This is a genomic window from Aquamicrobium zhengzhouense (assembly GCF_016124105.1).
Taxonomy (GTDB): domain Bacteria; phylum Pseudomonadota; class Alphaproteobacteria; order Rhizobiales; family Rhizobiaceae; genus Aerobium; species Aerobium zhengzhouense.
Window position 1 is genome coordinate 30391 of record NZ_JADGMQ010000003.1, and the last position, 25859, is coordinate 56249.

At 58.8% G+C, this 25859-nt stretch carries 27 protein-coding genes; 13 read left to right on the forward strand and 14 right to left on the reverse strand.

Annotated elements, in window-relative coordinates; translation table 11 throughout:
• The first annotated feature begins 32 nt into the window (after positions 1-32).
• From IOD40_RS06150 to pssA, 5 genes are all read left to right on the forward strand, one after another.
• Positions 33-1556, forward strand: coding sequence for a LysM peptidoglycan-binding domain-containing protein (locus IOD40_RS06150; RefSeq protein ID WP_198475427.1), 1524 nt, complete (start codon positions 33-35; stop codon positions 1554-1556).
• A 135-nt stretch (positions 1557-1691) separates the two neighbouring features.
• Positions 1692-1979: an ArsR/SmtB family transcription factor gene (locus IOD40_RS06155; protein WP_198475429.1), complete on the forward strand. Its 288-nt coding sequence runs from the start codon at positions 1692-1694 to the stop codon at positions 1977-1979.
• Positions 1980-1998: 19 nt separating this feature from the next.
• A complete protein-coding gene (locus IOD40_RS06160) occupies positions 1999-3900 on the forward strand; it encodes an ABCB family ABC transporter ATP-binding protein/permease (protein WP_198475952.1) in 1902 nt (633 codons plus the stop codon).
• A gap of 144 nt (positions 3901-4044) precedes the next feature.
• Positions 4045-4740, forward strand: a complete 696-nt coding sequence (locus IOD40_RS06165; RefSeq protein ID WP_198475431.1) for a phosphatidylserine decarboxylase — start codon at positions 4045-4047, stop codon at positions 4738-4740.
• A gap of 3 nt (positions 4741-4743) precedes the next feature.
• The gene (gene pssA / locus IOD40_RS06170) at positions 4744-5553 is read left to right on the forward strand and encodes a CDP-diacylglycerol--serine O-phosphatidyltransferase (protein WP_198475433.1); all 810 of its coding nucleotides are present in this window, start codon (positions 4744-4746) and stop codon (positions 5551-5553) included.
• Between the two features lie 17 nt (positions 5554-5570).
• Here pssA and IOD40_RS06175 read toward each other — a convergent pair whose 3' ends face one another.
• The 3 genes from IOD40_RS06175 to IOD40_RS06185 form a co-directional block, all read right to left on the reverse strand.
• Positions 5571-6272 (reverse strand): 1-acyl-sn-glycerol-3-phosphate acyltransferase, encoded by a 702-nt coding sequence (locus IOD40_RS06175; RefSeq protein WP_198475435.1) that lies wholly within the window; start codon positions 6270-6272, stop codon positions 5571-5573.
• Between the two features lie 93 nt (positions 6273-6365).
• Entirely contained in the window at positions 6366-6710 is a 345-nt protein-coding gene (locus IOD40_RS06180) for a hypothetical protein (protein WP_198475437.1), read from the reverse strand.
• Between the two features lie 87 nt (positions 6711-6797).
• On the reverse strand, positions 6798-7544 hold the full coding sequence (locus IOD40_RS06185) for an SDR family NAD(P)-dependent oxidoreductase (protein ID WP_198475440.1): 747 nt from the start codon (positions 7542-7544) through the stop codon (positions 6798-6800).
• Positions 7545-7725: 181 nt separating this feature from the next.
• Between IOD40_RS06185 and sugE the strand changes: the two genes are divergently transcribed.
• Positions 7726-8043, forward strand: coding sequence for a quaternary ammonium compound efflux SMR transporter SugE (sugE, locus tag IOD40_RS06190; RefSeq protein ID WP_198475442.1), 318 nt, complete (start codon positions 7726-7728; stop codon positions 8041-8043).
• Here sugE and purF read toward each other — a convergent pair whose 3' ends face one another.
• The 8 genes from purF to rpsF all read right to left on the reverse strand — a co-directional run bounded on the left by purF (position 8044) and on the right by rpsF (position 16198).
• Positions 8044-9513: an amidophosphoribosyltransferase gene (purF, locus tag IOD40_RS06195; RefSeq protein WP_198475444.1), complete on the reverse strand. Its 1470-nt coding sequence runs from the start codon at positions 9511-9513 to the stop codon at positions 8044-8046.
• Between the two features lie 59 nt (positions 9514-9572).
• Complete coding sequence (locus tag IOD40_RS06200; RefSeq protein ID WP_198475446.1) at positions 9573-10112, reverse strand: CvpA family protein; 540 nt, start codon at positions 10110-10112, stop codon at positions 9573-9575.
• A gap of 42 nt (positions 10113-10154) precedes the next feature.
• Positions 10155-11552, reverse strand: coding sequence for a DNA repair protein RadA (gene radA / locus IOD40_RS06205; RefSeq protein ID WP_198475448.1), 1398 nt, complete (start codon positions 11550-11552; stop codon positions 10155-10157).
• Between the two features lie 38 nt (positions 11553-11590).
• Positions 11591-13081: a replicative DNA helicase gene (locus IOD40_RS06210; protein WP_198475450.1), complete on the reverse strand. Its 1491-nt coding sequence runs from the start codon at positions 13079-13081 to the stop codon at positions 11591-11593.
• A gap of 270 nt (positions 13082-13351) precedes the next feature.
• Complete coding sequence (locus tag IOD40_RS06215; RefSeq protein WP_198475452.1) at positions 13352-14626, reverse strand: SAM-dependent methyltransferase; 1275 nt, start codon at positions 14624-14626, stop codon at positions 13352-13354.
• A gap of 125 nt (positions 14627-14751) precedes the next feature.
• On the reverse strand, positions 14752-15336 hold the full coding sequence (gene rplI, locus IOD40_RS06220; RefSeq protein WP_198475454.1) for a 50S ribosomal protein L9: 585 nt from the start codon (positions 15334-15336) through the stop codon (positions 14752-14754).
• 188 nt (positions 15337-15524) lie between these two features.
• The gene (gene rpsR, locus IOD40_RS06225; RefSeq protein ID WP_198475456.1) at positions 15525-15773 is read right to left on the reverse strand and encodes a 30S ribosomal protein S18; all 249 of its coding nucleotides are present in this window, start codon (positions 15771-15773) and stop codon (positions 15525-15527) included.
• A complete protein-coding gene (rpsF, locus tag IOD40_RS06230) occupies positions 15773-16198 on the reverse strand; it encodes a 30S ribosomal protein S6 (protein ID WP_198475458.1) in 426 nt (141 codons plus the stop codon). Before rpsF ends, rpsR begins: the two co-directional genes overlap by 1 nt.
• Before the next feature lie 423 nt (positions 16199-16621).
• On the opposite strand from rpsF, the gene fabD reads away from it, so the two are divergent.
• The 7 genes from fabD to gmk all read left to right on the forward strand — a co-directional run bounded on the left by fabD (position 16622) and on the right by gmk (position 22984).
• Complete coding sequence (gene fabD, locus IOD40_RS06235; RefSeq protein WP_198475460.1) at positions 16622-17563, forward strand: ACP S-malonyltransferase; 942 nt, start codon at positions 16622-16624, stop codon at positions 17561-17563.
• A gap of 56 nt (positions 17564-17619) precedes the next feature.
• Positions 17620-18357 carry a 3-oxoacyl-[acyl-carrier-protein] reductase gene (fabG, locus tag IOD40_RS06240; protein ID WP_198475462.1) on the forward strand — a complete coding sequence of 246 codons (738 nt, stop codon included), beginning with the start codon at positions 17620-17622 and terminating at the stop codon, positions 18355-18357.
• Positions 18358-18592: 235 nt separating this feature from the next.
• Positions 18593-18829, forward strand: a complete 237-nt coding sequence (locus IOD40_RS06245) for an acyl carrier protein (protein ID WP_002963616.1) — start codon at positions 18593-18595, stop codon at positions 18827-18829.
• A 43-nt stretch (positions 18830-18872) separates the two neighbouring features.
• Positions 18873-20132 (forward strand): beta-ketoacyl-ACP synthase II, encoded by a 1260-nt coding sequence (gene fabF / locus IOD40_RS06250; RefSeq protein WP_198475465.1) that lies wholly within the window; start codon positions 18873-18875, stop codon positions 20130-20132.
• A gap of 99 nt (positions 20133-20231) precedes the next feature.
• The gene (gene mltG / locus IOD40_RS06255; protein WP_198475467.1) at positions 20232-21407 is read left to right on the forward strand and encodes an endolytic transglycosylase MltG; all 1176 of its coding nucleotides are present in this window, start codon (positions 20232-20234) and stop codon (positions 21405-21407) included.
• Between the two features lie 29 nt (positions 21408-21436).
• Positions 21437-22324, forward strand: a complete 888-nt coding sequence (locus IOD40_RS06260) for a YicC/YloC family endoribonuclease (RefSeq protein ID WP_198475469.1) — start codon at positions 21437-21439, stop codon at positions 22322-22324.
• A 3-nt stretch (positions 22325-22327) separates the two neighbouring features.
• Positions 22328-22984: a guanylate kinase gene (gmk, locus tag IOD40_RS06265; protein WP_233713877.1), complete on the forward strand. Its 657-nt coding sequence runs from the start codon at positions 22328-22330 to the stop codon at positions 22982-22984.
• A gap of 73 nt (positions 22985-23057) precedes the next feature.
• Here the strand turns inward: gmk and rsmA are convergent, their stop codons facing one another.
• From rsmA to IOD40_RS06280, 3 genes are read right to left on the reverse strand one after another with little or no spacing between them, the layout of a single operon-like run.
• Positions 23058-23903 (reverse strand): 16S rRNA (adenine(1518)-N(6)/adenine(1519)-N(6))-dimethyltransferase RsmA, encoded by an 846-nt coding sequence (gene rsmA / locus IOD40_RS06270; protein WP_198475471.1) that lies wholly within the window; start codon positions 23901-23903, stop codon positions 23058-23060.
• Positions 23900-24895, reverse strand: coding sequence for a 4-hydroxythreonine-4-phosphate dehydrogenase PdxA (gene pdxA, locus IOD40_RS06275; RefSeq protein WP_198475473.1), 996 nt, complete (start codon positions 24893-24895; stop codon positions 23900-23902). Before pdxA ends, rsmA begins: the two co-directional genes overlap by 4 nt.
• Before the next feature lie 30 nt (positions 24896-24925).
• The gene (locus IOD40_RS06280) at positions 24926-25855 is read right to left on the reverse strand and encodes a peptidylprolyl isomerase (RefSeq protein ID WP_198475475.1); all 930 of its coding nucleotides are present in this window, start codon (positions 25853-25855) and stop codon (positions 24926-24928) included.
• Positions 25856-25859 lie beyond the last annotated feature (4 nt).

Sequence of the window (25859 nt, forward strand, 5' to 3'; positions counted from 1 at the left end):
CAAGAAAACGCAGGCAAAGGAAAAGCTCTATCATGATGCCAGGCTGGCTCAAGGCGCTCCTGTTCGTGGGGGGAGGCGTAATTGCAGCGACAGGGGCCGCTTATGTGACAGGCGTGTTCGACCCGTGGTCAGTTCGTGAACCTGCAGCAATTGCTGAGGTGGAAAAAACTCAACCGGAAGCTCAGCAGCCTGCGCAGATGCGAGCCGAGTCGCAGCCGCAGTCGCAACTGCAGGAGGAAAGCGCGGAGTCGGAAATTCCAAGTGATGGCGAGGAGCAACAGACGGAACCGCAGACCGCGCCGAAGCAGGGAAGGCTGGCCCCGCCCAACTTCGACATTCTTAGAGCCGAGCCAGACGGTTCGGTCGTTGTCGCCGGGACCGCGCCTGCAACGGCGAGGGTGGAAATCCTTCACGGTGACGCACTGCTTGCTGACACTGAGGCAAGTTCGGAAGGCGAGTTTGTCATCGTCTTCGACAATCCGCTCGAGCCTGGCGACTACGTGCTGTCTCTGCGGGCCACAACGCCGGATGGCCAAAGTGTGCAGTCTGCAGAAACCGCAATCGTCGCGGTGCCTGAAACAAAGAATGGCCAGGTACTCGCCATGATCGAGGAGCCAGGTGCTCCTGCGCAATTGCTGACAGTTCCGGAAGCACCAGCGGACACTGCGGCGGGAGAGCTAAAAGAAGAAGCTCCTTCAGTACCAGACACGGCCAATGATGCGGTTGCGCAGCAAGAGGCAGCAGCCCGTGAAGGTGAGCGTGAAGCCGAGCTGGGTGTCGTTGACGAGGCAGAATCGGAACCGGCACTAGCCAATGAGACACCTGCCGAGCAGGATGTTGCTGAACTCTCGCCCCAAGAGCAGGCCGCAGAAGATGGTCAACCTGCGCAGACCGGCAGTGTCATCGTTGAAGCGGTAGAGATTGAAGGCGACACGATTTTCGTCGCTGGTCAGGCTGATCCGGGGCACACTGTTCGCGTCTACGCCGGAGACACCTTGTTGGGCGACTCGCGCGTCTCGCAGGCTGGTCGCTTCCTCGTAGAAGCAAAGCGCGACCTGCCTGTTGGGAGCTACATCATCCGGGCTGACCTCCTTGACGCAGATGGATCTGTGGTTGCTCGTGCGGCGGTGCCATTCGAGCGCGAGGCAGGTGAAGCTATCTCCGCAGTTGCTATGCAGCAGCCAGCGCAGACGGAGGGTCGAAAAATAGAAGATCGATCCCCGGCAGGACCTGATGCCGCGCAGAAGGAAGTTTCTTCAGCTGACATGCAAGACGCGCCTACATCTGCTGGCGTTTCAGGCGAGGGTGTTACCGCGCCCGCGCTGCAGCGTGTGGACGGGTCCGTCATCATTCGGCGAGGCGACTCATTGTGGCGTATCTCGCGCCGAGTCTACGGCCGCGGTGTTCGCTACTCGACGATCTACCTCGCGAACCAAGAACAGATTCGCAATCCCGATCTGATCTGGCCGGGGCAGGTGTTCACCGTTCCGAGGGAGACTGCCGAAGGCGAGCAAGCGGATCTGGAAGCGATTTCAGATCAGGTCGTAACGCCGTAAAATCTCGGATGGCTCAAATTTGCGCGGCGCATGATCCTGCCGCGCCTTGAAACTGGCTCTTTCATCGTATATCGGCGATGTACGATGAAAGTCTCAGCCCCGCCAAGCGGATGTCAGTTGCACAATAGCGTCGAGATGGCTGCAAAGCTCGCGGCGCTTTCGCATCCTGCACGAATTGATATTCTGCAGCACCTTGCTGGCATTGATGCCTGCTGCTGCAAGGACGTCGTGGAGCGGATGCATTTGGCGCAGTCCACGATTTCGCAGCACCTCAAGGTGCTGGTGGATGCCGGGCTTGTGCGCGTGACTTCGGAACGGCAGCGGTCGCGCTACGAAGCCGATCGAGCCGCGCTGGCAGAACTCTCAGTGGCGATTAGCAGTTTGCTTTCTTCCTGTGCTGGTCATCCATCCAGCCAGGCCTGATACGAATTACAGGACGAAGATTTTGGCTTCAAAAACCGTTTCAGCCGATTCCGGCTCGACATTAGGGACGCTGGCAAATCTGTGGCCATATATGTGGCCGGAAGGCAGGCCGGACCTGAAGAGGCGGGTCCTGTGGGCTAGTTTCTTTCTGGTCATCTCCAAGCTGATCCTGGTCCTGGTTCCGTACTTCTTTAAATGGGCGACGGACGCGCTTACTGGTGACTTAACCCCGGCGGCTTGGATACCAGCTGTGCTGGTGGCGCCAGTGATGCTGGTTTTGGCGTATAATGTGGTGCGTATCGTGCAGCTTGGGTTCAACCAGTTGCGCGACGCTTTGTTTGCAAGTGTGGGCCAGAATGCCGTTCGGCAGCTCGGGTATCGCACCTTCGTGCATATGCACAATCTATCGTTGCGCTTTCACCTTGAACGGCGTACCGGCGGCCTGTCCCGCATCATCGAACGTGGTGTGAAGGGCATTGAGACGATCGTCCGGTTCACGATTCTCAACACAGCCCCGACGGTTCTGGAGTTTGCGCTCACCGCGATCATATTCTGGGTCGTCTATGGCTGGGTTTATGTTGCGATCATTGCCGTAACTGTCTGGCTTTACACCTGGTTCACGGTGAAGGCGAGCGACTGGCGCATCTCCATTCGTCGCGAGATGAACGAGAGCGACACGGATGCCAACACCAAAGCGGTCGACTCGCTGCTTAACTATGAGACGGTCAAATATTTCTCGAACGAGAAGATGGAGGCACAACGCTTCGATCGTTCGATGGCTCGCTACGAGGATGCCGCAACCAGGACGTGGACGTCGCTCGGCTGGCTGAATTTCGGCCAGGGCGTCATCTTTGGTGTCGGCATGGCGGCCGTGATGGCTCTCTCCGCATGGGAGGTCTCGCGCGGCACACACACCATCGGCGACTTCGTGTTCGTCAACGCGATGCTGATGCAGCTGTCGATCCCGCTGAACTTCATCGGGTTCATTTACCGCGAGATCAGGCAGGCGCTGACCGACATCGAGCAGATGTTCGACCTGCTTGGTGTGAAGCCGGAGGTGACTGATGGCGAAGGCGCACATGACCTCGTAGTCAAGGAAGGAACCATTTCCTTCGACAATGTTCACTTCGCCTACGATCCTGAGCGACCTATTCTGAAAGGGATTTCGTTCGAGGTGCCTGCTGGAAAGACCGTCGCGATTGTCGGGCCTTCGGGCGCAGGAAAATCAACGATCTCTCGCTTGCTGTTCCGCTTCTACGATATTCAATCTGGAAGCATTCGCATTGACGGCAAGGATATTCGCGATGTGACCCAGGAAAGCCTGCGAGCATCGATCGGCATGGTTCCGCAGGACACGGTCCTCTTTAACGACACCATTCTCTACAATGTTCGCTATGGCCGCATGTCTGCTACCGAGGAGGAGGTCACGCGTGCTGCCGAACTCGCGCAGATCAAGGACTTTATCCTCCGCTTGCCGGATGGGTTTCGCACCATGGTCGGTGAGCGCGGGCTGAAGCTGTCAGGTGGTGAAAAGCAGCGTGTTGCGATTGCCCGCACGATCCTGAAGGCTCCGCCGATCCTGATGCTGGATGAAGCGACGTCTGCGCTCGACACGCAGACGGAACAGGAGATTCAGGCAGCACTTGACCTCGTAAGTCGTGATCGCACCACCCTGGTGATTGCGCATCGTCTCTCGACCGTCATCGGCGCAGACGAGATCATCGTCCTGAAGGAAGGTGAGATCGCAGAGCGCGGACGCCACGCTGACCTTCTCGCAGCCGGCGGACTTTATGCCCAGATGTGGGATCGCCAGCGGGAGGCAACCGAGGCTGAGGAAACGCTACGGCGTGCCCGCGAGGAAGATGAAATGGGCATTCTCGTTCGCCGTCGCACTCCTGAAGTCGAGGAAGAGAAGGGCTGATCCGTCTGTCGCCCTCAACCGCGACACATAAACATACCGCCTAGAGGCCAGTACACGCATTTCGCATGTATTGGCCTCGTTGCTCTTGCATCCCCAATCCGTTAAAGGTCCACCTCCAGTTTCCATCGGGGGAAGACCGTCCGCATGAGCATTGCCGACACGATCAGAAATACTTTTGTGCCGGTGCGCCGCGAGGGCTGGCCATTCATCGCCGCCTTTGCTGCCGTTGCAATTATCCTTGGAATCTTCTCGACCAGCCTGTTCTGGATCGGCGCGATCCTGACCGCATGGTGCGCCTATTTCTTTCGAGATCCCGAACGCGTCACCCCGATTGACGATCGTCTGATCATAAGTTCAGCCGATGGTATCGTTTCTGCAGTAGGTCCGGCGGTTCCGCCTCGTGAGTTGGGGCTCTCGAGCACCGAGATGCTCCGCATTTCGGTTTTCATGAACGTCTTCTCCTGCCACGTTAACCGGTCACCGGTGCGCGGACGGATCGCGACGATCGAGCACCGTGCAGGGAAATTCCTCAATGCCGAGCTTGATAAGGCCAGCGTGGAGAACGAACGAAACGGCCTCGTGATCGACAGCCCGAACGGCCGTGTTGGCGTTGTTCAGGTCGCTGGTCTTGTCGCGCGCCGCATCCTTTGCTGGGCTGAGCAGGGCAACGATATCTCGACCGGAGAGCGTTTCGGCTTGATCCGCTTCGGGTCGCGGGTCGATATTTATCTGCCGGAAGGCTTTGCACCGATGGTTTCAGTTGGGCAGACCGCTGTTGCCGGCGAAACCATTCTTGCCGAATTCGGCGCGCCGCGTACTCCTCTGGTAAGGGTTTCCTGACCGATGGATCAAGACACGCAAGACGAAGGCGGAGCTAATCCTGGACGCAGCCTGCGCGGAATTCCGCTGCGGGTGCTTCTTCCCAATCTGATGACGGTTCTGGCGATCTGCGCTGGCCTAACCGGTATTCGTCTGGCGTTCGAGCAGCGCTTCGAACTCGCGGTGACGATGGTGCTGATTGCCGCGCTTCTCGATGCGGTGGACGGACGTATCGCGCGCATGCTCAAGGGCACGTCGAATTTCGGCGCCCAGATGGATTCGCTCGCCGACATTGTCAATTTCGGTGCCGCGCCCGCGCTGCTCCTTTACGCGTATCTGCTTAAAGAGGCGGATGCGTTTGGTTGGATCGCGGCGCTGCTCTTCGCAATCGCCTGCTGCCTTCGCCTTGCACGTTTCAATGTCATGCTGGAGGATCACGATCGTCCGGCCTGGAAAGCCGATTACTTCGTGGGTGTGCCTGCGCCCGCAGGGGCGCTGCTTGTGCTCTTGCCCCTATATCTCGGCTTTCTCGGCATGCCGCGAAGCGAGCTGACCGCCTATGTGTGCAGCGCCTTTTCCGTCGCGATCGCGCTTTTGATGGTCAGCCAGCTACCTGTCTACTCAGGTAAGACAGGTATCCGAATCCGCCGTGACCTCGTGATGCCGATGATCCTTGGCATCGTTCTATACGTCGCTCTTCTGTTCAGCTTCAGTTGGGAGACCATGGCGGCTACCGCAATCGCCTATCTTTTGTTCCTCCCGTTCAGCTTCATTGCCTACGCGCGCCGGGAAAGGCTCGAGGCTGCTCGGGCAAGCGCTGACGCTGTCAATTGAATCACGGCACGAGAGTTTCAGTCGTTTGGACCCGGAGGACGCTGGCGAAGCTCTTCCATCCGCGCAAAAAGTGCGCTTGAGTTTGTGGTTATCTCTGGATTGCGCTGGCGAAGCTCCAAGAGCGTTGCCGGTGCCAGTGTACGAATAGTGAGACGAGCGAAAGGCTGGCTTGTCTTGGCTTCGTCGACGAATGAGGATGTGAGCTTCTCGGCTCCGTCTACACGGATCGGAACCACCTTCGCCTCCGCGCGCAATGCGATGCGTGCTACCGCCCGATAGAGGCGAAAGGCGCGAGAAGCGGGGTCCATGTCGGCAGCGAGGTAGACGCACAGGCGCCCGCGGCCGCGCAACACGCGAACCAGCCGCCTGCTGACGAATACATGTTCCGGATTGAAGGCGATGGTTCGTGCCAGATCGCGCCAAGGCTCCAGCCATGGAGATGAAGCTGCGTGATCGTCAAGAATATGCAGGGTGTTTTCCGGCAACAGGCAGAGCATCAGCGCCGGGTCCAGCCGTGACTGGTGTGATACGACGTAGAGCAACGGTCCGTCGTCGGCGGCGGTCTTGGACAGGGCGCCGGCGTCTATCCGCCATATCAGGGCGAGGGGAGCGTACAGCAGCGCTTGGCGCAGGGTGATCTTTTGCCTGCGCGCATGAACGAACGTGAGCAACAGCCACGCTGCGACGACGGCCGCGATGACAACTGTAATCAGGATCAAAGCGCGTCTCCGGTTCAAGCCTGTTTGGGCAGGATGAGCCCAAACAGGGTAGCGCGGGTCGCGTTGTGGTCAATCTGCCAATTGAATAAATGTTTAGGGACGCCAGCCTTGTTCCCATGGTGGCGGGTTGCCGCCATAAGTCAGGTCAAGGTGATTGCGCGCCGGATTTGTGCCGCTTGTCGTGACAGAAAAGTTCCCATATCGGCAGGTAGATGCCCTGGTTTCGCCGGAGAAACTGCCGGAATACGACGGAACCATCGTCTCAGAACAATTTCCCGACGAGCCATTCATGCCGGGTACGATGTCAAGATTGACCCCCGGCAACGCGTCGAGCGTCGCCGATCCGCCGTCAAAGGTTTGAGAACTGAAAACGTCAGCATGCCCCGACGCTGTGGTCATCACCACAAGCCCGAAAGCGATGAGCAAGGATGTCTTCATTTGCAAGATCCCGCAGACTGAAACTGGCTCGTCAAGTGCCAGTTTCATAGCATGGGCGATAATTGCGGTCGATAGTGTGGCGAGTTTCTATTTGGGCATGCTGTAGCGGAGGAACTTGCCTGTACGAGCTTCGAAGATCGCGCCGGTTTCCTGTAATGCCGGACTGGCGAGGGGAACGATCTTGGCAGCGATTTCAGACGGGTGGGGTAGGGTAGTTGGATCTTCACCAGGCATCGCCTGCGCTCGCATCGCCGTGCGGGTAGCGCCCGGATTGACGCTGTTGATGCGTAGCGGCAGGTTCTTCGTCTCATCCGCCCAGGAACGTGCCATTGCCTCTACGGCGGCCTTGGAGGCTGCATAGGGCCCCCAATAAGCCTTGGCCGAATGAGCAGCGCCAGACGACATGATGATTGCGCGTCCCGCATCAGAGAGGCGAAGCAGGGGGTCGACCGAGCGAATAAGCCGCCAGGTGGCATTCACGTTGATATTCATGACCCGCTCGAAGACCTTCGCTTCAACGTGCCCAAGAGGTGCAATAACGCCTAGGATCCCCGCATTTGCTACCAGTACGTCGAGCTTGCCCCAGCGCTCGTGAATCGCTCCGCCAAGGCGGTCGACACCAGCCATGTCGGTGAGGTCCAGAGGAACCAGCGTGGCCTGGCCACCTGCTTCCTTGATTTCGTCGTCGAGTTCTTCAAGTCCGCCGACAGTACGCGCAACAGCAATGACGTGCGCCCCGGCAGCGGCAAGCTCTTTCGCCAGAAAATATCCGATCCCGCGGGAGGCACCGGTGACAAGGGCAACGCGCCCGGTGAGATCAAGGGCTTCGGACATCACATTTCCCATAAGCTAAGCGGCTCTGAAGGCTCTTTTGCAGCCGACTTAGCCTAATCCGCGCTGCAGGGGAACCCGCTTGACCTTGGAAGGCCACGGTCCCATATCTCCCCCTGCCGGGACGACCCGGCCTTCGGACAATGCGATGGGGACGGCCCCATCTCCTAAAGGGAGACGGGCGATGGCCTGGGCTTATCTTTTTTTTGCTGGATTGTTTGAAATCGGTTGGGCCGTAGGCCTGAAATACTCTCACGGCTTCACCAAGCTGGTACCGAGCGTCTTTACGGTCGGAGCCATGGCGATCAGCCTGTTCTTGCTTGGTCTGGCGTTGCGTACGCTGCCCCTCGGCACCGCTTACGCGATCTGGACGGGCATCGGTACCATCGGCACCGCGATCCTGGGCGTCATGCTGTTTTCTGAGCCGGCCGAGATCATGCGCATCTTGTGCATCGTCATGATCGCAGCCGGCATTATCGGCCTGAAGCTGGTTTCGCCCTGATCAGCCCATATTGGCGAGCAAGGAGAGGGTGCGGACATTGTCCGTGCCCTCCATATCCGTAAGACGGGTCGGATAATCCCCGGTGAAGCATGCGTCGCAATACTGTGGCGAAGCGCCATCGCGCACCGCTTCGCCGACAGCGCGGTAAAGCCCGTCGATCGTCAAGAAGCTGAGCGAATCCACGCGAATGAACTCCGCCATCTCTTCAACCGACATCCGCGAAGCAAGGAGCTTCGTCTTTTCCGGGGTGTCGACACCGTAGAAGCATGACGCGCGTGTCGGAGGCGAAGCGATCCGCATATGGACTTCGCGAGCGCCCGCATCACGAACCATCTGCACGATCTTCTGGCTGGTCGTTCCGCGAACGATTGAATCGTCAACCAGCACGACGCGCTTGCCTTCGATCATTTTGCGATTGGCGTTGTGTTTGAGCTTCACGCCCATATGCCGGATCGAATCGCCTGGGGAGATGAAGGTTCGGCCAACGTAGTGGTTGCGTATGATGCCCAGTTCGAAGGGAATGCCCGATGCTTGGCTGAAGCCGATTGCCGCCGGCGTCCCGGAGTCCGGCACAGGCACGACTATGTCAGCATCAACCGGATTTTCTTTCGCCAGTTCGACGCCGATCTGCTTGCGAACGCTGTAGACGTTACGGCCCTCAATGGCTGAGTCGGGACGGGCGAAATAGACATATTCGAAGATGCAGAAGCGCGGGTTCTGTTTTTCGAATGGATAGAAGCTCTCGATGCCTTTGGTGGTAACGACCACCATTTCGCCGGGTTCGATATCGCGAACGAAGCGCGCACCGATGATGTCCAACGCGCAGGTCTCGGAGGCGAGGATCCAGGCGCCATCCAAATCGCCAAGAACCAGCGGGCGAATGCCCAGCGGATCGCGGCAACCGATCATCTTCTTCGCAGTCAGCGCTACCAGCGAGAATGCGCCTTCAAGCTGACGCACGGCCTCGATGAAGCGGGAGTTGATGTCCTGCTCGCGGCTGAAGGCGATCAGGTGAAGGATCGTCTCCGTGTCGGAGGTCGAGGTGAAAATCGCGCCCTGCTTCTGCAAGGAGCGCTGCACCGTCATTGCGTTGGTGAGGTTGCCGTTATGAGCAACGGCGATGCCGCCATCGGCAAGCTCGGCAAAGAGCGGCTGAATATTGCGTGTCCCAGCTCCACCGGTCGTGGCGTATCTGGTGTGTCCGATGGCACGCTGCCCTTTAAGGCGATCGAGGACTGCTTGCTTCGTGAAGTTGTCGCCAATCAGGCCGATATGGCGCTCAACGAAAAACTGTGAGCCATCGAACGAAACGATGCCGGCTGCTTCCTGCCCGCGGTGCTGTAGTGCGTGCAGGCCAAGGGTTACGATTGCAGCCGCGTCGGGGCGACCGAAAATGCCGAAGACGCCGCATTCATCGTGAAAGCGGTCGTCGGCACCTGATGAAAACGGAGTATCGTCTGCGTCAGCCATTGGTCTGCGCCCTTCATACCGCTCTATGTGCGTTGTGCATCGTCCCTTTGGGACTCGTTTTAGTTTTCGGTCGGCGTTTCGGCTGCGCCATCACCCTTGATGCGGTCAAGGATTGAGTTTTCCGGGTCATCCGGCAGGATGCTTTCCAACCAATCGCCCACGCTTTCCAGCAGTGGCAGAGATTTCGCCTCAGAAATCCAGCTCGGTGCATTGGGCCCGACCAGCCACGAGAAAAAGAGCAAACCAACCGCGACCACCAACACGCCCCGAGCAGCGCCGTAAAGGAAACCAAGTGTCCGATCGAGCGCGCCAATGCGCGAGTCGATGATAAAGTCGGCAACCTTCATCGTGATGATCGTCACCACAACCAGCGCGACAAAGAATACTATGGCCGCGGATACAGCGAGCTGCACTTGTGCGTGATCTATGTAGGGCTGCACATATGGCAGAACAATAGGGTAAAAGAAAAACGCAGCGGCCGCTGCGGCAACCCATGAAGCGATTGACAGAACTTCACGGGAGAAGCCGCGAACCATGGCCAGCATGGCAGAAACCAGCGTAAAGCCGACGAGGATACCGTCCAGCAGGGTGATTGGCATTCGAGCTTTCACTCCATCATGGCGCGCGCGCCGCCAGTAAAGTCATCCATCTGCGTCCCGCGCTCGCGAACCTGCGATCCGCGCGACCAGTTCGGAAAGCGTAGACGGCTGAAAGTTTTCCCGTACGCCGCCACCCGGCTCATCACCGCTCGAAGGCGGCAGAACTGCCCGAGCAAAGCCAAGCTTCTCCGCCTCTTTAAGGCGTTGCTGAGCATGTGCGACAGGCCGTATCGCCCCCGAGAGGCTAATTTCGCCGAAATAAACGCAATCGGATGGAAGGGCAAGACCAGTGAGTGAGGAAACCAGTGCTGCCGCAACGGCAAGATCGGCAGCCGGCTCAGAAATTCGGTAGCCGCCAGCAACATTCAGGTAAACGTCATGTTGCGAGAACCGAACGCCACAGTGAGCCTCCAGAACTGCAAGTATCATTGAAAGGCGTGAGGAGTCCCAGCCAACCACGGCCCGGCGTGGCGTGCCGAGCGGCGAGGGTGCCACGAGGGCCTGTATCTCAACCAGGACGGGGCGGGTTCCCTCCATGCCGGCAAACACGGCTGCTCCGGGCGCGGCAGCGCTTCTCTCTCCGAGGAACAGCTCGGAGGGGTTGGCAACTTCACGCAATCCCTTGTCCGACATTTCGAACACGCCAATCTCGTCGGTCGGGCCAAAACGGTTCTTGACGGTACGCAAGATGCGGAAATGATGACCGCCTTCGCCTTCGAAGTAGAGGACGCCGTCGACCATGTGCTCGACAACGCGGGGGCCGGCGATCTGCCCTTCCTTTGTCACGTGACCGACAAGGACGACGGCTGCGCCCGTCGATTTGGCGTAGCGGATCATCGCCTGAGACGCGGCGCGAACCTGGGTGACTGTTCCGGGCGCCGAATCGGCCATGTCGGTCCAAAGCGTCTGGATCGAATCGAGAATCAGAAGATCCGGGCGCTTGCCGTCAGCGATCGTTGCAAGGATATCTTCGACATTGGTCTCAGCAGCAAGTTCAACGGGAGTATGTGCTGCCCCGAGCCGCAGGGCCCGCAGCCGAATTTGCGCTACCGCCTCTTCGCCGGAGACATACACAACCCGGTTTCCGCGCTGCGCTAGCGCGGCCGCGGCCTGGGTCAGCAAGGTTGATTTGCCGATGCCGGGATCGCCACCGATGAGGAGCGCGGACCCGCGGACGAAACCACCGCCGGTCGCACGGTCAAGTTCGCTGATCCCGGTGACGATGCGCGGGGCCTCCTCGATCTCGCCTGAGAGAGTCGTCAGCGTCACCGCGCGACCCTTTCGCGAACTCTTGAGGCCCATGGGGCCCCCGCCGATACCGCTCGACGTTCCTTCCTCGATCAGCGTGTTCCATTCGCCGCATGAATCGCACTTGCCGGCCCAGCGGGTGTGAACGGTGCCGCAATTCTGGCAGATGAACTGGGTGCGTGCCTTAGCCATGCGCGCGCCCTCTAAGAAGGATTGGTCTCTGCAAGGCGCTACTCAAAGCGCTCTGGCAGACGATCTTCGTCTGCAAGATCGGAGAAGCGGGTGTACTGGCCCTCGAACGCCAATTCGACGGTGCCGGTCGGGCCGTGACGCTGCTTGGCGATGATGACTTCTGCCTTGCCCTTGGCGCGCTCGAATTTCAGCAGCCAGTCCTCATAGTCCGGCGTGCCTTCTTCCGGCTGTTTGTTTTGCAGGTAGTACTCGTCACGATAAACGAAGAGCACAACGTCCGCGTCCTGCTCAATGGAGCCCGATTCACGAAGGTCAGACAGCTGCGGACGCTTGTCATCACGCGACTCAACCTGACGAGAGAGCTGTGACAGCGCGATGATCGGGACGGATAGTTCCTTGGCCAGAGCTTTCAGACCTGTCGTGATTTCGGTGATTTCCTGCACGCGGTTCTGTGATGATTTCGCGCTGGAGCCCTGCATCAGCTGAATATAGTCGATAACCAGCACGTCGAGGCCACGCTGGCGCTTCAAACGGCGGGATCGGGCGGCTAGCTGCGCGATGGAGATACCACCGGTTGAGTCGATATAGAGCGGGATTTTCTGCAGCGTCTGCGTACAGCTGACCAGCTTTTCGAAGTCGGCCTCCGTCAGGTCGCCGCGTCGGATCTTTGACGAAGGAACTTCGGCCTGCTCGGAGATGATACGCGTTGCCAGCTGTTCTGCCGACATTTCGAGCGAGAAGAAGCCGATGACGCCGCCATTCTTGGCCTTGAAGCTGCCATCTGCCAACTGCTCGGGTTCGTAAGCCGCCGCGATGTTGAACGCGATGTTGGTCGCGAGCGAGGTCTTACCCATACCGGGGCGACCTGCAAGAACGATAAGGTCAGATGGCTGTAGGCCGCCCATGCGTGCGTCAAGATCCTGCAATCCAGACGAGATACCGGAAAGATGACCATCGCGCATATAGGCGGCGCTGGCCATGTCGATCGCGGTTTTCAGCGCGTCCGAGAACGTCTCGAAACCGCCGTCGTAACGGCCGCTTTCGGCCAGTTCAAAGAGCCGACGCTCGGCATCCTGAATCTGGTCAGAGGGTGACATGTCGACCGGTGCGTCATACGCGACGTTGACCATGTCTTCGCCGACTGTGATCAACGCCCTGCGCGTCGCGAGGTCGTAGATGGCGCGGCCGTAGTCCGCAGCGTTGATGACCGTGACAGCCTCAGCTGCCAGGCGCGCAAGATATTGCGCGACGGTCATGTCGCCGACCCGTTCGTCGGCCGGCAGGAACGTCTTGATGGTCACCGGATTGGCCATCTTGCCCATCCGGATCAGGTCCGAGAGGACCTCGTAAATCTTGCGATGAAGCGGCTCGTAAAAGTGAGTCGGCTTCAGGAAATCCGAAACTCGGTAGAACGCGTCATTATTGACGAGGATTGCGCCGAGGAGAGCCTGCTCGGCCTCGATATTGTTGGGCGCCTCACGGTAGAGAGGCGTCTCCGCTGAGCTAAGTTTGCGTGCTGCTTCCGCCATGCCGGTTCCAAATTACCTTTGTCGGGCCGGCACGAAAGACTGGCTCCGGCATCATCCGAAATCAGTCCTAGACTGCGCAGGAGGTGTTTCAAAGCTTCAAACGAACCGAGCTTTGGACAGGCCAGATTTTTCATCCGTGATCCACATCAGTTCACAGATGAATGTGCCACACCCCTGATTCGTGCTTGACCCGACTCATGCGAAGATCATAGCGGCGGCGGGGTTCGGCGGTAAGGGCTAATGCTTCTCGCCAGCGATCCAAGGCGTCTTTTATTGCGTATGTTGCTGAGGCTTGTGGATCGCGATGCGAGAGCCACCTGGGAGATCCGCCGCGGCCATCCGTCGTTCGGCATCTAAGATGTAGTCGCGGACGATCGGCAGCGTGTCATTGCGAGGCGACAACTGGAGCTGGAACACCATCATGTCCTGCCAGCGAAACGCCGCCTCTGACCCCGCCAGGTAGAATTCCCACATCCGGGCGAATCGTTCGTCGTAAATTTCTACGACCTTCTGCCGGTTCTTCATGAAGCGCTCGCGCCAGTGGCGAAGCGTTTCGGCGTAATGGAGACGCAGTATCTCGACATCCGTCACGAAGAGACCAGCCTTTTCGATGTGAGGAAGCACCTCAGAAAGAGGCGGGATATAGCCTCCCGGAAAAATATGGCGCCGGATGAAGGCATTGGTCGCAGCTGGTGGGCCCGCCCGACCGATTGAGTGGAGAACCATCACGCCGTCAGGTTTCAACAGCGAAGCGCATTTCTCGAAGAAGGTACGGTAGTGATTCACTCCGACATGTTCGAACATACCAACCGAAACAATGCGATCGAAGCGCTCCTGAAGGTTCCGGTAATCCCGAAGTTCGAAATGCACCTGCCGATCGAGCCCAAGCTCGTGTGCCCGGTCAGTGGATACTGCGTGTTGCTCGGTCGACAGCGTTACGCCTAGCACATTGACGTCAAATTCTGAGGCGAGATAGATGCCTAAGCCGCCCCAGCCAGAGCCGATGTCCAGCACCTGTTGCCCCGGCTGCAGGTTCATCTTTGCAGCAAGATGACGCTTCTTCGCCAGTTGCGCTTCCTCAAGCGACATGTCGGGATCCGCAAAATAAGCGCAGGAATATTGCATGTCGTCGTCTAGGAAGAGACGATAAAACTCCCTCGACAGATCGTAGTGATGGTGAACGTTCTGACGTGACCTTCGGGTCGTGTTGATCTGTTGGAGGCGCCGAAAGACCACGCGCACACTCTCAAGGGCTTTCACCCACGCTGTCCCGTACCCCCACGGCCCCATGTTCTCATAGGCTATGCGAAGAAGTGAGAGGACATCTCCCTGCAAGAGTTCGAGATCCCCTTCCATGTAGGCTTCGGGTATGGCCAGCCAGGGGTTGAGGAGAATAGCGCGCTGTGCGTGCTTGCTTGTGATCGAGACATGAACCCTCGGTCCATTACCGTCACCGTAACGATCAACGGTGCCATCAGGTCCAGAGACAACAAGATCTCCGGTTCTGACGAGCCGATCGACGACGCCATGTAGCAAACGATGCATGACCTCCACCTCCCGAACCACGGGGCCAAGCACCACAACGCTGGCGGAGGAAGAAGGTTGCATGAATGGAAAAGGCCCACCCGGTTTCCCGGGTGGGCCTCCTGATGTCAGGAAAGCAGTAAGGCTTATGCCTCTGCGTCTTCCTCGTACTCTTCAGCATCCGGGTCGAAGAAAGCATCCGGACGCGCGTTTTCGTTGATGTCGTCGCCGTAGATCGCTTCAGCCGAATCCAGCTTCTCACCAGCAGCCTGACGCTCTGCTTCGTCAGCAGTACGTGCGATGTTCAGCGAAATGGTGACCTGAACTTCCGGGTGCAGCGAGATTTCAATCTCGGAGAGGCCGATCGTCTTGATCGGGTTGTTCAGTTCAACCTGGTTGCGGTTGACGTCGAAGCCTTCAGCAGCCAGCAGGTCGGCGATGTCACGAGTCGACACAGAACCATAGAGCTGGCCGGTTTCGCCAGCCGAACGGATGACGACGAAGCTCTTGCCGTCGAGCGACTCGGCAACCTTGGAAGCCTCGGACTTACGCTCGAGGTTGCGTGCTTCGAGCTGTGCGCGCTGGCCTTCGAACTTCTTCATGTTGGCTTCGTTGGCACGAAGAGCCTTGCCCTGCGGCAGAAGGTAGTTGCGTGCGAAACCGTCCTTGACCTTGACGGTGTCGCCCATCTGGCCGAGGCGTGCGATGCGCTCGAGAAGAATAACCTGCATAGTCTTGCTCCTTCATGGCCGCGAACGGCCGGAGTTACGGATAGCAGGACAAGGGAACGTGGCGTCTTGCGCCGGGTCGCTGTCCTGCCGATTGGCAGTTAGGGCAAAGCCCAACTCGGATTTTGAATCTCACGTCCGCGCCGACCGCGAATGTGGAAAATCGGGGCGGCGAGCCGCCCCGACAAATCTTACTTCACGACGTACGGCAGCAGGCCGAGGAAACGCGCGCGCTTGATCGCCTTGGCGAGTTCACGCTGCTTCTTCTGGCTAACAGCCGTGATGCGCGAAGGGACGATCTTGCCGCGCTCGGAAATGTAGCGCTGCAGAAGACGAATGTCCTTGTAGTCGATCTTCGGTGCGTTTGCGCCGGAGAACGGGCAGGTCTTGCGACGACGGTGGAACGGACGCCGAGTCGGGATCTGGTTGATGTCGACCATTATTCCGCTGCTCCTTCAGCCTGTTCGCGCGGACGGCGCGGGCCACGATCACGATCACCAAAGCGAGGACGGTCGCCGAAACGGCCTTCACGCTCGCGGTCATCGCGCTTCTGCATCATTGCCGAGACACCTTCCTCGTGTGCTTCGACACGAACGGTCATGAAGCGGAGGATGTCTTCGGACAGACGCTGTTGACGCTCTACTTCCTGGATGGCAGCGGCCGGAGCCGAGATGTCCATCAGGGTGTAGTGCGCCTTGCGGTTCTTGTTGATGCGGTAGGTGAGGGACTTCAGTCCCCAGTTCTCAACCCGGCCAACCGAGCCGCCCATCGATTCGATCAAAGCCTTGTACTGCTCGACAAGGGCTTCGACCTGCTGCGCGGACAGATCCTGCCGGGCAAGGAACACATGTTCGTAAAGAGCCATATTCTCTTGCCTTTCTTCGTTTCTCTGACGGTCCCGGCGGCTAAGCCTCTGCAACTTCTCTTTTCCGCATAAGCGGCGAAGAAAGGAGCATGACGAGACGGTCGAGAGCGGAGACACGGGAGGCGGAGAGACTTGCCCTCGCATGCTGCCATTACATATTGAATGACCACAGCCCTCCGTTCAGCCCCCAGCTAGGACCGACAGATTGTGCGCGTCTATACAGGTTTTTGTGCCAAGCGCAAGTTCAGCTCTGCTTCAGTGAGCTTGATATCTGGCTTTCCGGTTTGGGGCCGGGTGATGAAAGAATGCGGCGCGGCTGCGGCTTCTACCCCAATGGAAAGGCCGTCAAAGTTAATGCGGCCTTGACCTCGTGGGCGGGTTGAGCCACACGCTCGCTCAACAACAGGCTGGAGTAACGCCGTCATGACGATCGCCTTTACCTTTCCGGGCCAGGGTAGCCAGGCAGTGGGAATGGGCAAGGATCTTGCCGATGCTTTCCCTGAAGCCCGCGCCGTATTCGATGAAGTCGACGATGCGCTGGAGCAGAAGCTGTCCGCTTTGATGTGGGACGGCCCCGAAGATGAACTGACATTGACAGCCAATGCGCAGCCCGCGCTAATGGCCGTTTCGCTCGCTGCGATCCGAGTGCTTGAAGCGCGCGGTTTCGTATTGAAGGATAAGGTGTCTTTCGTTGCCGGCCACTCGCTGGGTGAGTACTCAGCACTCGCGGCGGCTGGCACTTTTTCCATTGGCGACACGGCCCGGCTGCTTCGTATTCGCGGCAACGCGATGCAGGCGGCAGTCCCCGTCGGCGAAGGCGCGATGGCAGCGATTATCGGTCTTGATCAGGAGCAGGTGGAAGCCGCCTGTGCCGAGGCTGGTCAGGGCTCGGTCTGTCAGATTGCCAATGATAATGGTGGCGGCCAGCTCGTTATCTCCGGTTCGAAGCCTGCTGTAGAGCATGCTGCTCGGCTTTGTACCGAGAAGGGGGCCAAGCGCGCACTGATGCTTCAGGTGTCGGCTCCGTTCCATTCCGCGCTGATGCAGCCTGCAGCAGAAGCTATGCGCGAAGCTCTGTCGAACGTTCAGGCCAACGCGCCCGCGGTGCCTGTTGTGGCGAACGTTGTGGTCGCGCCGATCAGCGATCCGCAGGACATCGTCAACAGGCTTGTGGAGCAGGTCACCGGGCGCGTTCGCTGGCGTGAGACCGTTGAGTGGTTCAGCACTAATGGAGTGACGACACTCTACGAAGTCGGGTCGGGGAAGGTGCTGTCAGGACTTGCGCGCCGTATTGACCGCAACATCGCAACTGCGAATATCGGCACCGCAGCCGACATCGACGCGGTTCTGGCTGATCTTGCCTGATGATTCTCGTAGCTTCCCCAGGGCGGGAAGCTGTACGAACACGAAGGGATAAATTGATGTTCGATCTGACCGGCCGTAAGGCGCTTGTGACAGGTGCAACCGGGGGAATCGGTGAATCGGTTGCCCGTATGCTCCACTCGGCAGGCGCTACTGTGGGGCTCCACGGTACCCGTGTCGAGAAGCTCGAGGTGCTGGCGGCAGAGCTTGGCGAGCGCGTCAAGATTTTCCCGGCAAACCTTTCTGATGCCGCAGAGATCAAGGCTCTTGGCCAGAGGGCCGAGGCTGAACTCGAAGGTGTTGATATTCTCGTCAACAATGCGGGAATCACCCGGGACGGTCTTTTCGTGCGCATGTCGGATGAGGACTGGGATTCGGTAATTAACGTAAATCTGAGTGCGGTATTCCGACTCACCCGTGAGTTGACGCACCCGATGATGCGCCGCCGGTTTGGTCGCATCATCAACATCTCCTCGGTCGTTGGCGTTACCGGCAACCCCGGCCAAGCCAACTACTGCGCCTCCAAGGCAGGTCTGATCGGCTTCTCCAAGTCGCTGGCCCAAGAGATCGCGACGCGCAATGTGACCGTGAACTGCGTCGCGCCAGGATTTATAGAATCGGCCATGACCGAAAAGCTTAATGAAAAGCAGAAGGATGCGATCATGGGCGCTATTCCGATGCGCAAGATGGGCACGGGCGACGATATCGCGACATCGGTGCTTTATCTTGCGTCCAATGAGGCGGGTTACGTGACTGGCCAGACGTTGCACGTCAACGGCGGCATGGCGATGATCTGAGGATAGCCCACGAAACGGTCTTTTTGCCTTGGTTCCTGATCCTGTTTCTGGTATCCGGCGCCGCAGCAGAAGGTTAACACCATCTCCAGGAGCAGTCTGGCAACGGTCTGATAGGCGGCACAAACCAAAGGAAATCGGGTTTAGACGCCGCCTGTACTCCGATCTTTCAACTTGATTACCGGCAATCGTGCCGTTAACGAAGTTCAATCAACTTTCAGAAGTCGAGGGTTTGCAAATGAGCGATACCGCAGAACGCGTCAAGAAAATCGTTGTCGAGCATCTGGGCGTCGATGCCGACAAGGTCACCGAAGGCGCGAGCTTCATCGACGACCTCGGCGCAGACAGCCTCGACACCGTCGAGCTGGTCATGGCATTCGAAGAAGAGTTCGGTGTTGAGATTCCGGACGATGCAGCTGAGACGATCCTGACCGTCGGCGACGCAGTCAAGTTCATCGACAAGGCATCGGCCTGACCTCGCGTCGGCGCCGCACAGATAAAGACCTGAGCATCAAGCTATGAGACGAGTTGTCGTCACTGGCGTGGGCCTGCTTTCGCCTTTCGGGGTTGGAGCGGAGCACACTTGGAAAGAGCTTCTGGCCGGAAAAAGCGCGGCGCGTCGCGTTGAGACTTTTGAGGTGGACGATCTTCCTGCGAAGATCGCCCACGTCATTCCTCGCGATGGCGGGGAGCACGCGTTCAATCCCGACGCTTTCATGGAGCCGAAGGAGCAGCGCAAGGTTGGCGATTATATCATCTATGGTATCGCCGCTGCAGATCTCGCCCTGGCCGATTCCGGCTGGAAGCCGCAGACCCCTGAAGAGCAGCACGCCACAGGCGTAATGATCGGCTCGGGCATTGGCGGAATTGAGGGCATCGCGGAAAACGCGACAATTCTGAAGGAAAAGGGACCGCGGCGCATCAGCCCGTTCTTCATTCCTGGGAACATCATCAATCTGATTTCTGGCCACGTCTCGATCCGTCACGGATTGAAGGGCCCGAACCACGCAGTTGTGACCGCTTGCTCGACCGGCGCACATGCGATCGGCGACGCAGCCCGCCTCATCATGTTCGGCGATGCGGATGTCATGGTGGCTGGTGGTGCGGAAGCGCCTGTCACCCGCCTGTCACTGGCCGGCTTTGCGGCTTGCCGTGCGCTCTCGACCGAGCGCAACGACGAACCGACCAAGGCCTCACGTCCTTACGATCGTGATCGCGATGGTTTCGTCATGGGCGAGGGCGCTGGAGTTGTTGTTCTCGAAGAACTCGAGCACGCAAAGGCACGCGGAGCAAAAATCTACGCAGAAGTCGTCGGCTACGGCTTGTCGGGTGATGCCTATCACATCACCGCTCCGTCCGAGGATGGAGATGGCGCATTCCGCTGCATGACGGCGGCGTTGAAGCGGGCGGGGATCGCGCCTTCTGAGGTCGACTACATCAACGCGCACGGCACTTCGACGATGGCTGACACCATCGAACTCGGCGCTGTCGAACGTCTGGTCGGTAATGCGGCATCGAAGGTTTCAATGTCATCGACCAAGTCGGCTATCGGCCACCTTCTCGGGGCCGCGGGCGCTGCAGAGGCGATCTTCTCGGTGCTGGCGATTCGCGACAACATCGCCCCGCCGACGATCAATCTGGACAATCCGGAGCGGGAAACGGCGATCGACCTCGTTCCGCACAAGCCCCGTGAGCGGCAGATCGATGTCGCGCTGTCCAATTCATTTGGCTTTGGTGGCACCAACGCATCGTTGGTGTTCCGCAGATACGTTGCATAACGTTTCAGGCGGTGCGCTGCACCGCCAATTCTGCCACATTCAGGCTTAGGTTCGAGTCCGTTCTCGGATAATCCCTTCCAATGGAGTGCCGCGAGGCCAATGACTACCGATTCAGCGGATCAGGGTACTTCACCAGCTAATCAGCCTCCGGTTTCGTCGAAGCCGATTGTGCCCAAGACCGCGAGCGAGGCTTTGAGGTCGCAGGCAGGAACTCCTCCGCCGGCGCGCTCGCGACGTTCGCGCAGTCAGTTCGTAGTCTTCCTGAACTTCGTCATGTCGATGATCGTCCTTCTGGCGATCGGAGCATTTGCCGCAGTCTGGTACGGCAAGGCGGAATTTGAAGGTGAGGGGCCACTCGCCGCAGCGGATACGATCCTTATTCGTCCGTCAACTGGAGTGGGGGAGATAGCCGACCTCCTTGAGCGTCGGGGCATAATCTCTGATGCACGCATTTTCCGTCTTGGCCTGCGCGCCTATGGAAACGACGGTAAGCTCAAGGCGGGCGAATACGCCGTGCCCGCTGGTGCTTCCATGCACAATATCATGGACCTGCTTGTGAGTGGGCGCTCCATTCTTCACTCGGTGACGGTACCCGAGGGGCTGACTGTCAAGCAGGCGCTCCAGCGTATCGCCGAGGTTGAGGAGCTTGAAGGCGAACTGCCGGCTGAGCTTCCCGATGAAGGCTGGATTTCTGCCGATACAATCCGCTTTACGCGTGGAATGATGCGTGAGGAAGTCGTCAAGCGCTTGATGGCGGATCAGAAAGCTCTCGTCGAGAGCATCTGGAATCGTCGGGTCGACGGCCTTCCGCTCAATGACATCAACGAGTTCGTCACACTCGCTTCGATCGTTGAGAAAGAGACGGCGCGCGGTGATGAGCGTTCGCGTGTCGCCGCAGTGTTCATCAATCGGCTCAACAAGGGCATGCGTCTGCAGTCGGATCCGACGATCATCTACGGCCTTTTCGGTGGTGATGGTAAACCGTCGGATCGTCCGATCTATCGGTCCGATATCGAGAAGCCGACACCATACAACACCTACGTCATTGATCGCCTTCCGCCTGGTCCCATCGCGATCCCAGGGCGCGCGTCGTTGGAGGCAGTAGCCAACCCGTCGAAGACGAAGGATCTTTATTTCGTCGCGGACGGTACCGGTGGGCATGCATTCGCCGAAACGCTGGATGAACACAATCAGAATGTGGCGCGCTGGCGCCGGATTGAGCGCGAGCGTGCAGCTGCGCGGCAATCAAGCGGAGACCAAACGGCGCCTCAGTAAACGCATGGTGGGGGCCGAGGGGGTAGTCAATGAGCGTGCAGAGTATGACCGGCTTCGGCCGAGCCGCAGGTGAACACGACGGCTCGGTCTTTGTCTGGGAGTTGAAGTCAGTCAACGGCAAGGGGCTGGAAGTTCGGCTACGTCTGCCACCCGGCCTTGAACGGTTGGAGCAGGCTGTCAGGCCCGCGATTCAGAAACGATTTTCGCGGGGTAATATCCAGGCGAGCCTGAACCTGACGCGTGCAAGTTCAAGCGCGCCGCCAGTCGTAAATGAAGAGTTTCTCAAAGATCTTGCTGGCTTGGCGCGAAGGCTGGAAGAGCAGTTCGGCGCTGCGCCCGCGACCGCCGACGGATTGCTCGCGCTGAAAGGCGTCTTGGAGACACCCGAGGCATTCGAGGACGAAGATAGCAAGGCGGCATTAGATGCTGCCATCCTGCAAGCACTCAACGTCGGTCTCGATGGCCTGCACGAAGCTCGGGAGCGTGAAGGTGCGGCGCTTGGCGACGTTCTTCTTAGGCATCTCGACTGTATAGAGGAATTAACGTTGCGCGCCGAGGCTGATCCGTCACGGGAGCCTGCGTCTATCCGCAAGCGCCTTGCGGATCAGGTAGCGCTGCTTCTCGAGACACATGCGCCGGTCGACGAGGCACGGCTTCACATGGAAGCGGCATTCCTCGCGACCAAGGCGGATATTCGCGAAGAAATTGATCGTCTGAAGACCCACATTGCCGCCGGCCGCTCTCATATTCATGGTGGCGGAGCCATTGGTCGAAAGCTCGATTTCCTGTCTCAGGAATTTAATCGTGAAACGAACACGCTTTGCTCCAAATCGAATGCCGCATCGGTGACCGCGATTGGTCTGGAATTGAAAGCGGTCGTCGATCAGTTTCGCGAGCAAGTGCAGAATTTGGAGTAAGTTATGGCCGACACTTCGCTCAACGCAACAGTCCGCAGGCGCGGCCTCATGCTCGTCCTTTCCTCGCCCTCAGGCGCAGGGAAGTCTACGATTTCACGCACGCTGCTTGAAGAAGACAAGGGATTCGAGCTTTCGGTCAGCGTTACGACGCGTGCGCGACGCGGCAGTGAAATTGACGGTCATCACTATCATTTCCGCACCGCACGCGAATTCGAAAACATGCGCGACAACGACGAGTTGCTGGAATGGGCGGAAGTGCATGGAAACTTCTATGCGACCCCACGTGCCCCAGCAGAACGTGCCCTTTCGGAAGGGCGGGACATGCTGTTCGATATCGATTGGCAAGGTGCTGAACAGTTGCGCGAGAAGATGCGCGGCGATGTCGTCTCCATTTTCATCCTCCCTCCATCAATGCGCGAATTGAAGGAGCGGCTGCGCCGTCGTGCCGAGGATTCCGCAGAGGTGATTGCGGCTCGTCTGGCCAATGCACGGACAGAAATCGAGCACTGGCTGGATTACGATTACATCGTGATCAACGAGGATCTGCACACTGCGTTCACGGAGGTACGTTCGATCGTAGCTGCGGAGCGTCTGCGGCGTGACCGTCGACCTGGTATGTTCGACTTCGTTACCGGGCTACTCGACGAAAAGCTGACCTGATGAGTTTGATCGCCGCGGTCGCGTACGGTGCTCGCGGCGAGGTTCGCTCGTAAACTGCGGCTGAGCGTCGTTTTCAGATCGTGACGCCAGCCTGTACCAAGCGCGACAGGTCAACAAACTCTTCGACGCTCAGCGTTTCCGCGCGTCGCGTGGCCTCAATACCCGCTTGCGCAAGAAGAGCTTCGCCCCCCAACGACTTTAGGCTCTGGCGGAGCATCTTACGCCGTTGTCCAAAGGCCGCCTCCGTGACGCGGGACAAAACACGCTCATCTGTGGCGAGGGGAGCTTCACGAGGCTCGATATGGACGACAGCTGAGTTGACCTTCGGTGGCGGTGAAAACGCTTGGGGAGGCAAGTCAAACACGATGTCAGATTTGCAGCGCCATCCAGCGAGTACACCCAGGCGACCGTAAGCATTGTCGCCCGGTTTCGCCACGATCCGCTGGGCAACTTCCTTTTGGAACATCAGGGTCATGGAGTTCCAGTAGGGCGGCCATTTGGGGCCCGTAAGCCAGCGGATAAGGAGCTCCGTGCCAATATTATAAGGAAGGTTTGCGACAATCCGAACGTCGGCGGCGCCCGCCGCCAAGGCGGCAAAGTCTGTCGCCAGTGCATCGCCCGAAATCACCTCCAGACGCTCAGGGTAATGTGCAGCGACTTCTGCGAGCGCCGGAAGGCAGCGTCCATCGCGCTCGACTGCAATTACGCGCTTGGCACCATTGGCAAGCAGGGCGCGGGTCAGGCCGCCAGGTCCAGGTCCCACCTCAATTACGGTGCTTTGTGTCAGGTCGCCGGCCGCCCGCGCAATCTTGTTCGTGATGTTGAGATCGAACAGAAAGTTTTGACCGAGAGATTTCTTGGCCCGCAGTTCGAAGCGATCCACGACATCCTTGAGCGGCGGCAATCCATCGTAACTCATATACGCGCGGCTTTCCTGTCTGCCATGTAGCGCGCCATTTTCAACGCGGCTACGAGGCTGTCTGGTCGGGCGATTCCAGTCCCAGCGATGTCGAATGCGGTGCCGTGGTCAGGCGAAGTTCTGATGAACGGGAGGCCAAGTGTGACATTGACTGTTTCATCAAACCCCAGAGCCTTGGCAGGAATCAAAGCCTGGTCATGATACATGCACACCGCGGCGTCATAGCTCGCCCTGGCCTGCGGGTGGAACATCGTGTCAGCAGGCAAAGGGCCGCGAACATCGATGCCCCGGCTGCGCAGCTCGTCTATCGCAGGCTGAATGATCTCGATCTCCTCGCGTCCCATCGCTCCCCCTTCACCCGCATGCGGGTTCAGGCCGGAGATTGCGATGCGAGGAGCTTCGATCCCGAATTTGTCACGGAGGTCGGCTGCAGTGGCAGCTGTCGTCTCGACGATGTCAGCGGTAGTCAGCGCCCGTGGGACTTCGGACAAGGGTATGTGGATCGTCACTGGCACGGCGCGCAGTTCCGGCCCGGACAGCATCATAACGGGCTGGGCGCCACCGGCGAGATGACCCAGAAATTCCGTATGTCCAGGATATTTGAAGCCAGCGTCATAAAGCGGCTTCTTGGCGATAGGGCAGGTGACAAGTGCATCGGCGATGCCTGCATTGACGTCTTTAACCGCCCGTTCGATGGATTCGATGATTCCGTTGGCGTTCTGACTGCTGGGATTGCCGGGAGCGTATGCGAATTGGGCGTCCAAAGGAACGACCGGCAGCGCCCGATGAAATATTGCAGCAGCGTCAAGCGGAGTAGCGGTTTCGACCGGGAGGTGCAGCCCGAGTTCCCGCGAACATGTTTCGAAAAAAACAGGATCGCTGAGAATGTAGAAAGCCGGGGTATCTAGAGCCTGTCGATCTCGCCACGCCTTGAGCGTGATCTCCGGACCAATACCCGCCGGATCGCCCGAGGTGAGCGCTAGCAAGCCCATGCTTCGTCTCCTGCCAAGCGCCTACGGTAATCAGCGACGGACGATTTGTGCTTTAGCGCGCAGCTCTGCGGTCAGCTTCTTGGACATGTCGTCCTGATCGGTTCCACCCTGTTCGGACTGGAAAACCATCTGCGCAACGCTGTCATCCGAAACTTCACGTGCACTGCAGACGCCAATGAACTCTACGCCACGTTCCGTCTCGCGGATGCGCGTGGTTCCACCTGGATTGGTCGCCTTGATCTGGTCGGCCCACTCTGGCGGCAATTGTGGTGCCAGCACGCGTCCAAGATCGCGCACAGTGACATCGAGGAGCCCCTTTGCAAACTCGCGTGTAGAGCCGCAGTTTTGGAAACGCTGACGCATGGCTTCAGCCTCGCGCTTGCGTGCGCCAATCTTGCCACGCTCCTTTGCAGGAACGACGAAGATAACCTGCTGTAGCATGTATTCCGTTGCGCTCGGTTTGCTGCCACCCTGTTGAAGCATGCGCTGTACGGCGTCTTGCTCGCTAACTCTGCCCGCCTGGGATCGCTGAGCCATTACCTGAGACCAGCTCATCTGCGCGCGGATGAAGTCGCGGAAATGCGTTCTGGTGACGCCGGCCTGGTTCAGGACCTGGTCCATCTGCGAGGCGGACATATTGTTCGAACGCGAGAAGCGCTCGTACGCGCTAGCGACCATCTCATCGGAAATGTTGATACGGAGACGCTTCGCCTCGGCCATGCGAACCGCCTGGTCAATCATCTCCTCGGCAGCCATTTGCTGCAGATTTCCGCGACGGTTCTGCAGGCGAAGAAAAGCTGCGCGACGCTGGATGTCGTAGCTCGTAACAGGCTGGTTGTTGACGATGTAGCGGATCTCGCTCGTCTGCGCCGCTGCCGTCGCCAATGGGGCAGCGACACCGGCGGTTGCAAGCGCCAGAATCAAGGTGGAGGTGCGCACGACGCTGCGGAGCGTTCTCATCCGT